The following is a 13,477-nucleotide window of genomic DNA, read 5'->3' as shown; positions in this document are numbered from 1 at the left end:
GACAGTGATTCTGATTCCGACAGTGACTCAGACTCTGACAGTGATTCCGATTCCGACAGTGACTCAGACTCCGACAGCGATTCCGACTCCGACAGTGACTCCGATAGCGACAGTGACTCCGATAGCGACAGCGACTCGGACTCCGACAGTGATTCAGACTCTGACAGCGATTCAGATTCCGACAGTGATTCCGATAGCGACAGCGACTCCGATAGCGACAGTGATTCCGATTCCGACAGTGACTCAGATTCCGACAGTGATTCTGATTCCGACAACGATTCCGATAGCGACAGTGACTCAGATTCCGACAGTGACTCGGACTCCGACAGCGACTCCGATAGCGACAGCGATTCAGACTCCGACAGCGACTCCGATAGCGACAGCGATTCAGACTCCGACAGCGACTCAGATTCCGACAGTGACTCAGATAGCGACAGCGACTCAGACTCTGACAGTGATTCCGATAGCGACAGTGACTCAGATTCCGACAGTGATTCTGATAGCGACAGCGACTCAGATAGCGACAGCGACTCAGACTCCGACAGTGATTCGGACTCCGACAGTGATTCCGATAGCGACAGCGATTCCGACTCCGACAGTGACTCCGATTCCGACAGTGATTCGGACTCCGACAGCGACTCAGATTCCGACAGTGACTCAGACTCCGACAGTGATTCTGATTCCGACAGCGACTCAGACTCCGACAGTGATTCCGATAGCGACAGCGATTCCGACTCCGACAGCGACTCCGATAGCGACAGCGACTCCGATAGCGACAGTGATTCTGATTCCGACAGCGATTCCGATAGCGACAGTGATTCTGATTCCGACAGCGATTCCGACTCCGACAGTGATTCTGATTCCGACAGTGATTCCGATAGCGACAGCGACTCAGACTCCGACAGTGATTCCGATAGCGACAGTGATTCTGATTCCGATAGCGACAGCGATTCAGACTCTGACAGTGACTCAGATAGCGACAGTGATTCTGATTCCGACAGTGACTCAGACTCTGACAGTGATTCCGATTCCGATTCCGACAGTGACTCAGACTCCGACAGTGATTCCGATAGCGACAGCGATTCTGATTCCGACAGTGATTCTGATAGCGACAGCGATTCAGACTCCGACAGCGACTCCGATAGCGACAGTGATTCCGATAGCGACAGCGATTCAGACTCTGACAGCGATTCCGATAGCGACAGTGACTCAGACAGCGACAGCGACTCAGACTCCGACAGTGACTCGGACTCCGACTCTGACAGTGATTCTGATTCCGACAGTGATTCCGACAGCGACAGCGATTCAGACTCCGACAGCGACTCCGATAGCGACAGTGATTCTGACAGCGACAGCGACTCCGATTCCGACAGTGATTCTGACAGCGACAGCGACTCCGATTCCGACAGTGACTCAGACTCCGACAGTGATTCCGATAGCGACAGCGACTCCGATTCCGACAGTGACTCCGATTCCGACAGTGACTCCGATAGCGACAGCGACTCCGATTCCGACAGTGACTCAGACTCCGACAGTGATTCCGATAGCGACAGCGATTCAGACTCCGACAGTGATTCCGATAGCGACAGCGACTCCGATTCCGACAGTGATTCCGATAGCGACAGCGATTCGGACTCCGACAGTGACTCCGATAGCGACAGCGACTCTGATTCCGACAGTGATTCGGACTCCGACAGTGACTCCGATAGCGACAGCGACTCTGATTCCGACAGTGATTCTGATTCCGACAGTGATTCCGATAGCGACAGCGACAGTGATTCAGACTCCGACTCCGACTCCGACAGCGACTCAGACTCTGGCAGTGATTCAGATTCTGATGGCAATTCCGGTTCTGGCGACTCCGACTCAGATAGTGACTCCGATTCTGACAGCGATTCTGATACGAATGGTGGTGCAGGAGATGGAAACGGTTCTGAAGGCGACGGTGGCCCAGGTTCTGGTTCAGGGTCTGGTAATGGCTCCGGTTCTGGCTCCGGATCCGGTAGTGGTAACAGCAACTCCAATAATGGTGAATCTGGAACAACTGGTTCAGGCAATTCCAATGGCGGGGCATCTGCTGGTACTAATGGCGGGACTTCAAATGGTGGTGCTGCTACTACAACGCTTGCATACGCAGGAAACAATGGTGCTGTGACGCCAACTGCTACAAGCTACGCGCAACCTGTTGTAACGGACCTGACGAGTACTAACGGAACGAACGAAGATGGTAACGACTCTTCTGCAGACAAATCTAACGACAAGGCCAGCGACGATAATAACAAGTCGACTGACAAGTCAAATGCTTCGAAGAGTGGTGCAGCTGCTGATGCAACCAACCAAACTGCGGATGCTGATAAGGCATCACAGGCAAATGATGGCAATGGTTGGACTCTCTGGGGGTCAATCTTAGCTGCCATTGCTGCAGTAACTGGTGGTTCATGGTGGTACTTCGGCGGTAAAAAAAAGAAGAATGACTAAGTAAATAATTCTTCGAGAATTACCATGCAAAGCAACAATATGGTCCAAGAGTGGGTATGATCAATTTATGCTCAGCGGGTCCCCTTCGGGTCAAACTGGGGGGACCCTTATTATTAAAATGAAGTTAGTAGGAAAGGCGGCTCAATCTATGAAAAAGTCAGTAATCAAGCAATATCAGGTGGCTATTAGCAATCTTGGTAGTGTCAAGGATCGGGTGACTGGAAAGGTTACGCTGGCTTTGTCGGTATCTGATCGGCGTCATCGGGCAAAAATCCATTTTCTTCGGGATACCAGCATTGAACGTGTCTGGAGTCAGGTTGAGAGTATCTTGGCTGCGGCGCCACAGCATGCTTGGGTACGGATTGAAGTTGTTGAAGCAGTTCAAAGACAAAAGTTAAACAGTCTCAAGCAGAATCTGAATGATATGTTTCGCATGAATTACTGGCGTCGGGGTGTCAGTTTTGATGCTGACTTCAAGACAGCACTGTTAGAAATGGAAATTAATGGTCACGAGTTTTTTAAACCCAGTAAGCAACATAAAGTTGGCAAAAATGCTTCAGAATCTTGGATTGATTTTGACCAAATTAAAAAGTATCTCCAAGCTCGAGATGATCGTTCAGCTCAAGGCATTGAAGATACCCAATATGTTTGGACATTTGTTACTAAAGGTATTTTTTCAGATGGTGAAAAGATCTGGCCATTGCGTGAGGATGAAAGTCGGGGGATTGGCGTCAGGGAGCTCACTAATCCAAGAGAGGAGATCAACAGCTACCTGCACGCGGGTGAAAAATTTTTGATGAGGCAGATTAAGGATGATGGTCAGTTTATTTATGGTTACTACCCAGCATTGCAGCGAGTTCTGACAAATTACAACAGCGTGCGCCATTTTTCCTCGATCTATGCCTTATTGGAGGCGATTGATTTCACCAATCAGAATGAGGATGTTGCAAAGGCAAAGCTGGCACTTCAATGGGGGATTGATAACCTCACGTTTACTAAAGGTGATGCACTGTTTGCTGTTGAACATAATAAGAAGGCCAATGATGAGGTCAAGCTTGGTGCTCAGGCGATGTTGATATTGGCGCTGTGCAAGTACCAAGAAATCACAACGGATGATTCGTTTCTGAAATACGCTCAGCAGGCGTTCAATGGCGTCACAGCGTTCCGTCAAGAATCAGGACGCTTCAATCACGTATTGAATGTGGATTTGAGTGTTAAAGATGCTTTTCGAATTATTTATTACGAAGGTGAAATTACGTTTGCACTGGCTCGCTTGTTTGAATTGACTGGCGACGAGGCGGTTAAGCAACTGATCAAAGAAACATTAGACTTCATGGTTGCGAATAATTATGGACAGTACCATGATCATTGGATTTCTTACGCTGTGAACGAAGCGCTTCAAATTTTCTCAACAAATCGGGATTACATGTCGATGGGTCTAAAGAATGTTTTTGATCATCTAGACTTTATTGAGAAGCGGGATACTTCCTACCCGACGTTACTGGAGTTGTTAAATGCAGCCGTTAAGATGACGGACACCATTAAAGCAACTGGCAATGATGACCTGATGGAAGGCTATGATCTAGTTCGGTTACGGCGGGTTTGGCGTCAAAGGGCCGAACACGAAATGGCGACGGGAACGTTTGAGCCGGAACTGGCAATGTACTTTTACTATCCTGAAAAGTTTGTGGGCGCATTCTTTGCTCGGCATGATCACTTTAGAACGCGGATTGATGACTGTGAACACTTTCTGTCTGGCTTAATTAACTACTATAATTACAAATACTAAAGAGGAGTGAGTCTTGATGATAATTCTAACCAGTTTCTTTGCTTACAAGAAGGTCCAATTCTTCGTTCGAATGAGTATCTATGTGGTATTGGGAGTGGCAGTATTATTCGTCAGATTTAGAAATAAAAAGAAAACCCGTAAGCGATTGGATAAGCGGACTGAACGTATGATGAAACATACGCCAAAGAATGCGGATGGCAAGTATCCTTGGGAAGAATAGGGCTGAAAGCTTCAGGTGAATAGTTGGTAGCATACAAAAACTGCACACATGTATAAATATGTGCAGTTTTTGTTGAATTTTGATAGAAGTTATAAGTGGTTTAATTTTTTGAAGTAAGGCAAATTGACTAACTTATTCAAAACCCTAATAAACCAGCTACCCTCCACCAACACTACGATTAAAGCTCACGTTGGTGAGAATTCAAGAACAACAATCGGGTAACTTAGAACTAACCCAGACGGCAATAAAATAGTTATAGTAAAATAATGTATGTACAGTAAATTTGTGTTAACATGAACTTGTAAGCGCTAGCTCTTTCTTTGAGCTGGTGTAATGGTGTTTTAGATAATCTGTTGATGAGGGTAAGGCATCACTTGAGGAGGAATATGACATGGATAAAACAACCAGTTTAGTCGTTGATATTGATGGGACTTTGTGTGATTTAAAAACAAGTGACCAAAGTTATTTGGACGTTGCACCTAAGACAAGTGTCATCAATAAAATTCGAGAATGGCAGAAGCTAGGGTATCGAATCATTCTATTCACGTCTCGTCAGATGAGAACTTACGAAGGGAATTTGGGGAAGATCAATAAGTATACGGCACCCATCACTGAGAAGTGGTTAGCCAAGTATGATGTTCCGTATGATGAAATTATTTTTGGTAAGCCTTGGGCTGGCCGGGGTGGTTATTATATTGATGATCGGGCGTTTCGGCCGAGTGAGTTCCTTAAGAGTTCTCCCGAAGAATTAGAAGCGTTAGTAGATAAGGAGCGTGACGTACATTGACTAAGACATTGCTTATGCTTTCGGCTGCCAAAGTTGCCGATGATATGCAAGTGACCTTTGGGGATATCTATCCGGCTATGATTCCGGTGACTGATGGACAGTTGATTATTGATCGAACTGTTCAGCAGTACGCACCGCTCGGTTATCAGATGTACGTTGCGGTTAGTGCCAGTGATGAGAGCGTTGAAAGTCATATTGAAAAAAAGAACTTGGCAATTCGTCCCATCAAAGTGGCCAGCGGATTGAATCTGAGTGAAGCTGTTGCTCAATCAATGCAGACGTTGCGAAAAAAAGGCGACCTGCAAGAGCTGACCGTTATTTTTGGGGACACGGTCGTTGAAGCAACTGACCTAACCAGACCAGACACAATTTTCACGCATCACGTAGCCGACGCTGGCCGGTGGACCACCGTGACTTTTGATGAGCAGCAACATGTGAAATTTATAGATAAGATGGTTCCGCAAGGTGATCAGACTGAATATCAGGCGGCAGTCGGGGTTTTCAACTTCAGTGACGGGCGACACTTGGCTGATGAGTGGCAAGGTGCCAAGTCATTCTATGAGAACTTAAAAATCTACGATGAACAGCATCCACTGACTACTGCCGGTACGAAGCAGTGGTTGGACTTCGGTCATAGTGATAAGTATGCCGAAGCTAAACAAGTTGAAGCGAGATTCTTTAATAAAACCAATATTGATTTCAAACGTGGGATTATTCGGAAAGAGAGCACGGATGTTGATAAATTTTTGGGTGAAGTTAAGTGGTACTTGAAGCTGCCCAAGCGGTTGTCCTATATTGCACCGCGGATCTTTGATTATTCGTTGAACTATAATGCACCGTTCGTTGAGATGGAGTATTTTTCCTATGAGAGCCTGCACAATCTCTTCCTGTATGGGAATTTCGAACTAGGTTTTTGGCGAGAAATTATTGATGAAATGTTCTTCTTGCGCTCTGAAATGAACCAGTATCAGGTGACAGTCGATCACGATGAATATCAGAAGACAGTTGCGGATATGTATTTGAACAAGACGGTGGATCGGTTACACCGGTTGATTAAAGAAGATGAGTTCTACGCCAAGATTGCTGACAAGCCGCTGGTTATTAATGGTGAACAATACCCAAGCATCAACGCGATTATAGAAGCACTGCCAAAGGTGCTCGAAGAAAGTGGCGTCCTTAAGGGTGAGAATTTTGCGGTCATCCACGGTGACTTCTGCATGACCAATATTTTGTACGACAACTCTAAACACGTGATGCGGTTGATTGACCCCCGAGGCAAGTTTGGTAAATTTGATATTTACGGTGACGCTAAGTATGATTACGCTAAGATGATGCATAGTTTTTCCGGCAAGTATGACTGTATTATTTCGGACATGTTCCACGTCGAGGCGGATACGGATGGTCATTTGGACTATGGCTTGAGTGTTTCCGGTAATGAAGAACAGATTGGCCAATTATTTGAATCGATGCTGCAAGAACATTTGAATGATGCCGCTGCCTATGAGCAAATTCAATTGATTGAATCGTTGTTATTTTTGAGTATGATTCCGCTGCACAAAGATAAGCCAGAGCGGCAAAAGGCCATGTTGGCAGTGGGAGTCACTAAGTTCGCACCGTTTATGGAAAAGACTTTGGAGGGGTAATATTGCAAATTGTGGTCACGATGGCTGGACAAGGGTCCCGCTTCAGAAAAGTTGGGTATACAGTCCCTAAGCATGAAATTGAAGTTCGTGGTAAGAGTCTGTTTGAATGGGCCATGCTGTCGTTGAAAGACTTTGTGGATGAGGAGTTCGTCTTCGTTGTTAGAAAAGGGCAGTATGATCGTGAGAGATTGGAGAATCTGATTCAGCAGGCAGGTATTCATTAATTTCAGTTAGTTGAAATTGACGAATTGACCTCTGGCCAGGCATCGACGGTCATGGCTGCTAAGAACGTACTCAAGCCAGAAGCTGGGGTTGCCGTCTACAATATTGACACTTACGTAGAACCGAACAATATTTTAAAGGCAGACTTGGCAGGTTGCGATGGTAATCTGACGACCTTCACGGCTCCGGGGGATCACTGGTCTTTTGTGCAACTAGATGAAAGCGGTCACGTCACTGATGTCGTGGAAAAGCGGCGGGTCTCTGACCACGCCTCCGTTGGGTTCTACTATTTTGCCAGTTTTCAGCAATTTGCTGATATTTACCAGCGGTACGGAGCAGCTATCAAACAGGAATACGGCGAGGTTTATGTGGCACCGATGTATCATTACATGCTTCAAGAGGGTGCCAAGATAACTTATACGGATATTCCGTTTGATGTTGTACATGTGCTGGGAACGCCAGAGGAACTGGCGGTCTTTAAGGAGGCGGCAGCCAAATGAAACATGTTTGGGCAATTGTTTGTGGGACGCTCCGAGATGAAGTTGAGTTTAGTTTGATTATTGATCGGTTGTTAACGTGGAGAGAAAAGGGGACGATTGAGGGAATTGTCTTTTCAACCTGGAAGGATGAATTGGGTGAGAAGCAGGCATTGCGGGAGAAACTAAGGTTAAATGATGTGAAGTTGGTAGAGTCATTGCCTAATGATTCACGAGTAGGAACATTAAAGAGCAATTCAATAAATTATTGGCGACAAGCGACGCAATTGCAGGCTGCCTTAGATGTTATTCCTCGTGGAACGGTTATTTTAAAAACCCGTACAGATCGAGCATTACCAGCAACCCAGCGTTTAGTTGCAATACTCTCTGATGCCAACCCGTTACCAAAGGTGTCAAATGCTGCTGATAACTTTAAATTAAAGAATTTCCCGATTGAGTTTGGCCATCAAATTGCAGTTTTACAGGCTCGTTCCAGTAGAATTATGCAGTATACAGATTATGCTTTTTTGGGATATCACGATGATATTGAAAAGTTGATAAATTTTGACGTTTCCGAATTTTATCTGTCAAGGGATTTGGTTGCTAACACACAATTTTTCATATATCCATTTTTCAGAGATTTTCCTGTGATCAAGGACTATTTTCATCTGATTAATTTCCGCCCGCTAATTGGTGATTTAGAAAATTATACGTTGCATGAAGGAAAAAAATTCCCGCAATTTTTTGAAAGGGTATATGCTGCATTTTTCCAAATTCTATTGACACATTTTCGACTATTAAGCCCAAATCCAGAAAAATTGGGGTCTACTGGGCAACCAATTGAGTTTGCTGATTTCTTTAAGACTGGGCATAACGGTCATCTTGTTCATGATGCATTAGGAGTATCTTTTAATTCAAAAGAAATACTTGAAGATTTCGTGAAGCAAACAGGAGTTGAAAACAATTTGAGTACAAAGAACGTACTTAAATTATTTTCAACATTTGTACCTGATAATTTGCAGAGAGCTACTCCAAAGGAAATGGACGAGCTTGATGTTTTTCAAAAAGATGAAGCTTTTTCAGCTCACCATTGGCTTCGTAGAACGCGGATTGAGGTAAAGTCTACAAAATCGAACTATAGTGTTCCAATGTCATTTACTTTTCCAGGAGTTTCGTCTGAGGAGCAAGCGAAAATTTGGAATGCCTGTTCAAAATCAACTAACGTACCAAACTTTTTATTTGAATATTGGTGTAAGCATCAGCTTACACCAGCTGATACGCCAGTATACCTGTTGAGTTGTGCGAAGGCTGGTAATCAATATGGTATTTTGACTTTGACCAGATTATTAAGAGGACACAAGCTGAGCGATGAAGTTGCAAAAGAAGTAGTGCGTATCAATAATTTTCGGGCGAGCATGCATCGACTTCACGGAACAATCAACGTCAAGGTGAGTTGTTATATCTTGAGTTATTGGGCATATGTTCGGCACGAGCAGCAGGAAGTGACACCTGAGCTTTCAAAACAGGTTTATGCAGTACTGAACCGTTATCTCCCGGGAAGAGCTGAGGCATTTATGTTGGCTTCCAAGGAGCCCACAAAATTAGAAATGTTCTTTGACGAACAATTATCCAAGGTTGACGATGGTAAGCATCAAGTCCGTTATCGTCGACTAGTAGAATTAGCTCTAGAATTAACGAAGAAGAGTAAATACTGGGATATTTTAAATGGTCTTTTTACGACGAAAGAACCAAGAAACAAGGCAAACTACGAATTTGCTATTCGAAATTCGCTGTTGGGAGTTGATTGAAGCAATGTTTGCTCAAAAAATTTTGCTGGAACACAATCAGATTTTGAAAAGTATTGGGGATTCAAACACCCAAGTTGAATCTGGTATTGGGAATGCGGTTACGTTGTATGTTTTTCTGAATCTGATGAGCATTCAAAAAATCGAACCTAATACGATGACTCAACTATCAAAAAAATTTGTGAAGGAAAATGACCCAAGTCATAAACTTTTCGAAGAGGAAGAGGTGCTGAGTGCACAGCAATTAGTTGACTTGATGTTAGTTACGTCTAATCCAGCTGTGGCACTCGCGATTTGCCAGATGGTGCGCGAACAAACTCATAAAAAAATGAGTGCGCTTTATCGAGAACTTCCTTGGATAAATAAAATGGAAGGAGCTCTGGCAAATCAAACAGGGCGGATTCGGAATTCTGTTAGGCAAATATACGATATTAGAATGCTTCGCTGCTTAGGAGTGGTCTTCTCACAGCTGAAATTGTCGTATAGGGATTTGATGCATCAAACTGATTGTGTCCAATCAGGCAAGTACTTTTACAATTCGACGATGTTAGTGAAAAATGGTGAATTGACAGGTGGCTACTTTTTCGGACCAAACAATGGTGATGCTATTGCATTTGACCATACGAACATGTATGTGATATTGGGTGCAGAGAATGGATATCAGCGCGACATTATTCTTTCAAAACTGGTTGAAGATGTATATGAGATTTCTGGCTCTCAGTTGTCTGCTTATGCAATCGAGGAATTGAATCTAAAGTCCAATCAACCAGTCGTCAGCTTTTGGGGAGATGTTTATCCAGGTGAATTTTATTCTAAGCGGCGTTTGAAACGTCAACAATGGGATCCACTCTCGGAAAAAGGTTATGACTATACTTTTTTAGGGATGAAGTCCTATCTCCAAAAAAATAGCCTTAATGTCTTTAATTTGGAATCAGTTTTAGTGGATGATCTTGAAAGCTCAAAATTACTGAATTCAAAGGCATTTGTACTTGGAAGTAAGCCTCGTAAAACATTGCAGGCTCTTAAGAAAGCAAATCTAGGATTGGCTTTGATGGCCAATAATCATGGTGGGGATTATGGAGAAAATGGATTTGAACAATCCATCGAATATTTAGAAAAAGCAGAGATTCCTCATATTGGTGTGGGACAGGATATTGATAAGGCAACAAACCCCGTACGAATAAATGGACAGGGTGTCAAGATTTCTCTCTTTAATGCATATTGGTACAACAAGAGATATTATCGGGAATACGAGTTTTACTCGTTGTTTGGCAAGATGGGTGTATCACCATTAGGTGAAGTACTATTTCGTAAAATTGCTTGGGAACGACTCCAGAATCCAGAGAGGTTGATAGTTGTTTCACCACATTGGGGTACGGATTTTCAACCGGTAGCTGAACGTCAAAAACAATTAGCAATGAAAATGATTGGCGCAGGGGCAGATATCATCATAGGACATGGGGCACACGCGTTGCAGGATATTGAGTTGATTTCAGGTCATCCAGTTTTTTATGGTCTTGGGAATGCTTTTTTCAACAGTGAAGGAGAATTTAAAAAATACCCTCATTCATTACCTTTTGGTGGGTTCGTCGAAATAAGTGCCAATGAGGATGGTATGTTGTTAACTGTCCGATTTATGAACGCTGAAAATCATGAAACCAAATTTCAACCACGTGTGGTCACAGAAAATGAGTTTTCCAAGTTACTTCTAGGCTTGAAGTTAAATGGGAGTGAGTTAGACAACTGGAAGATTGACAATCAAACGTTGCAGTACGTGTATCGAAAAAATAGATTAAAATAAACAATTCAGCATATTTATATGGAATGCTAAATCATTAAATCTTTGTGGAGGGGATTCACTTGCGGACAGTATGGGCAATGGTTTGTGGAACAGTTAGAGATCAGGTTGATTTTAGTATGATAATGGATTTTTTATTGAAGTCCAGGCAGAAAGGAATCATCCAAGGTATCGTGGTAACTACTTGGAAAGATGAGTTCGCAAATCTGAAGTCGCTCCGTGAAAAGCTGATAGAGAATGACGTCGCGATTGTAGAATCTGAGCAGAATGATCATTTAGTTGCGGGGATGCGGTCAGGTTCAGTGAACTACTGGCGTCAGGCTAAGCAAATGCAAGCGGCTTTGGATGTGATACCAGCTGAAGCTATCGTTTTAAAAACGAGAACTGACCGAGCATTGCCAAGTACACGTAAGTTTTTAGCAATGCTTGATGAACCCGATCCACTCCCAAGGGTGGCTGATAAAGTTCAACAATGGAATCTACCAAATTTCCCACAAGTCTTTGAACATCAAATCGCAATCTTTAAAGCACGTACGGGTAGAATTCTTCAGTTTTCAGATTTTGCATTCATGGGTTATAGCGCAGATGTTCGCAAGTTAATTAACTTTGATATTGCAGAATTTTCGTTCACTAGGGGATTGGTTGCTAATATTCAATTCTTTATTTATCCGTTCATTCGACAATATCCAATCATCAGGGATTATTATCGGGTAGTTGATTTTTACCCGTTACTCGTAGATTTAAAGGAGTATACGCAGAATGGTGGAACTAAATTTCCGGGCTTTCTTGAAAGACTCTATGCAGTTTATTTTGGGATATTAGCAATACACTTTAGAATTAGTAGTTTTCAACCGGAAGGATTTTTCGAAGATACAGAGCTACCTATTGAATTTAGTGATCTTTTTCATTCCGGTCATAAAAAGCTTTTAGTACACGATGCTTTGGGTGTTACGTTTAACGCGCAATTGATTCTAGATGAATTTTTAAAGCAATCGATTAAAGAAAAAAATGTCACCAAAAAAAGCTTATTTAGTAGGTGGGTTAAATGGTCCGATGAACCCACAAGTGAGTCCGTCGTGGTACATGAAAGATCGACAAAAAACGTTTTGGCAATCTTGAAATCAAAGCAGACCGATATTTTTGATCGCATTACTAATACTGAACTAGCCGAATTAAAAAGCTTTTCACAGAACAAAGATTTTTCACCTAATCATTGGCTGAGAACAAATACTTCTACGTTGGTTGAGCAAGATATTGCTTATAAAAAATCACTGAGATACGAATTGCCGGGTATTTCGGATGAGCAGCGTCAGGCTATCTGGCAGGAGTGCGAGAGTGATCTAAGTGCAAGTAGTGTTTTATTCAAATTCTGGATTTCACATGATGTGGCGCCTAAATACAGTGCTCCCTACTTGATGAGCAGTGCTCGAACGAATAATCGTTTTAGTATTTTGACAGGAACAAGGCTTTTGCAAGCTGGTTATTTGAATGAAGGAGAGACTTCTGAAATACTTCGAATCAATAATTTTTTTGCTGGTTTTCATGTTCATCATCACGAAATGAATGCAGAAATTGCTTGTTATATTTTGGCTAGATATATGTACCTGAACGAGCATAAGATGAATATTCCTCGTGCAACGATAGCTCAAGTGAAGTATGTTTTTGAGCGGTTTTTGCCAGGAAAGTTCAGTGAATTTAATCAGCTTGTTAGTGAACCGCAAAAATTAATGACTTTCTGGGATAATCAGGTAGAACAACAAACTAGGGATTTTGCGCGGCAACGTGTCTTAGAATTGGCGTTAGAGACTACGCATCGGCAAGAATATTGGCAACAGCTTGAACCAATGATAAGTCATAAACCGAAGTTCTATAACTATTTGGCTGCATATCGGTATGGCGTAAAATGGCAATTGCTTTAGATCTATCAATAATTTTAGGCATTAGATTAATGTGATTTGCAATTTCGAAACAGAAATTGCAGATTCTAGGTCGTGAATTGCTTTCAGATTAGTATATGCAAGATTATGTGATCTGAGTCTTAAGGATAATGGGATGATTAGCAATGTCTTGGCTTCGTTGTTGTCTATCTTCTCCTAGGAGAAGATATTTGTTAGTGCGAATCATCGACTCACGCACACTCTAACCAATTAAGTATGTAAAGTATACGAGCAACCGAAATAATGATTACTATCGGATTGAGGTTGGAAATGAACAGTATGTCGTGGGTGTTGGGACTTTTGGATAACTGTTAAGTAGTTT

The 13,477-nt window shown here is 42.9% G+C and carries 9 protein-coding genes and 1 pseudogene; all 10 read left to right on the top strand.

The window, feature by feature from the left end:
- Positions 1-2,478: pseudogene (locus EKM75_RS08610) on the top strand (serine-rich repeat glycoprotein adhesin); the annotation flags it as partial.
- Positions 2,479-2,626: 148 nt separating this feature from the next.
- Entirely contained in the window at positions 2,627-4,267 is a 1,641-nt protein-coding gene (locus tag EKM75_RS08605; protein ID WP_125693784.1) for an AGE family epimerase/isomerase, read from the top strand.
- 16 nt (positions 4,268-4,283) lie between these two features.
- Complete coding sequence (locus tag EKM75_RS08600; RefSeq protein WP_125682688.1) at positions 4,284-4,487, top strand: hypothetical protein; 204 nt, start codon at positions 4,284-4,286, stop codon at positions 4,485-4,487.
- A gap of 391 nt (positions 4,488-4,878) precedes the next feature.
- A complete protein-coding gene (locus EKM75_RS08595; RefSeq protein ID WP_125693782.1) occupies positions 4,879-5,274 on the top strand; it encodes an HAD family hydrolase in 396 nt (131 codons plus the stop codon).
- Positions 5,271-6,917, top strand: a complete 1,647-nt coding sequence (locus EKM75_RS08590) for a sugar phosphate nucleotidyltransferase (RefSeq protein WP_125693780.1) — start codon at positions 5,271-5,273, stop codon at positions 6,915-6,917. Before EKM75_RS08595 ends, EKM75_RS08590 begins: the two co-directional genes overlap by 4 nt.
- Before the next feature lie 2 nt (positions 6,918-6,919).
- Complete coding sequence (locus tag EKM75_RS08585) at positions 6,920-7,141, top strand: glycosyltransferase family protein (RefSeq protein WP_125693778.1); 222 nt, start codon at positions 6,920-6,922, stop codon at positions 7,139-7,141.
- Positions 7,142-7,192: 51 nt separating this feature from the next.
- On the top strand, positions 7,193-7,639 hold the full coding sequence (locus EKM75_RS08580) for a glycosyltransferase family protein (protein ID WP_125693776.1): 447 nt from the start codon (positions 7,193-7,195) through the stop codon (positions 7,637-7,639).
- The gene (locus tag EKM75_RS08575) at positions 7,636-9,423 is read left to right on the top strand and encodes a hypothetical protein (RefSeq protein WP_125693774.1); all 1,788 of its coding nucleotides are present in this window, start codon (positions 7,636-7,638) and stop codon (positions 9,421-9,423) included. The genes EKM75_RS08580 and EKM75_RS08575 overlap by 4 nt, the downstream gene beginning before the upstream one ends.
- A gap of 4 nt (positions 9,424-9,427) precedes the next feature.
- Positions 9,428-11,221, top strand: a complete 1,794-nt coding sequence (locus EKM75_RS08570; RefSeq protein ID WP_164508773.1) for a CapA family protein — start codon at positions 9,428-9,430, stop codon at positions 11,219-11,221.
- 59 nt (positions 11,222-11,280) lie between these two features.
- Positions 11,281-13,137 carry a hypothetical protein gene (locus EKM75_RS08565; protein WP_125693770.1) on the top strand — a complete coding sequence of 619 codons (1,857 nt, stop codon included), beginning with the start codon at positions 11,281-11,283 and terminating at the stop codon, positions 13,135-13,137.
- Positions 13,138-13,477: the final 340 nt, after the last annotated feature.

Origin of the sequence: Levilactobacillus tongjiangensis (assembly GCF_003946345.1) — a bacterium.
In the GTDB taxonomy this organism is placed as follows: Bacteria; Bacillota; Bacilli; order Lactobacillales; family Lactobacillaceae; genus Levilactobacillus; species Levilactobacillus tongjiangensis.
This window is presented reverse-complemented; position numbering and strand designations above follow the sequence as displayed.

What these genes read in the sequence shown, in the direction of transcription:
- EKM75_RS08600 (WP_125682688.1), top strand. Translation starts at nt 4,284, where the DNA reads ATGATAATTCTAACCAGTTTCTTTGCTTACAAGAAGGTCCAATTCTTC.
- EKM75_RS08580 (WP_125693776.1), top strand. Translation starts at nt 7,193, where the DNA reads ATGGCTGCTAAGAACGTACTCAAGCCAGAAGCTGGGGTTGCCGTCTAC.
- EKM75_RS08570 (WP_164508773.1), top strand. Translation starts at nt 9,428, where the DNA reads ATGTTTGCTCAAAAAATTTTGCTGGAACACAATCAGATTTTGAAAAGT.
- EKM75_RS08595 (WP_125693782.1), top strand. Translation starts at nt 4,879, where the DNA reads ATGGATAAAACAACCAGTTTAGTCGTTGATATTGATGGGACTTTGTGT.
- EKM75_RS08605 (WP_125693784.1), top strand. Translation starts at nt 2,627, where the DNA reads ATGAAAAAGTCAGTAATCAAGCAATATCAGGTGGCTATTAGCAATCTT.
- EKM75_RS08575 (WP_125693774.1), top strand. Translation starts at nt 7,636, where the DNA reads ATGAAACATGTTTGGGCAATTGTTTGTGGGACGCTCCGAGATGAAGTT.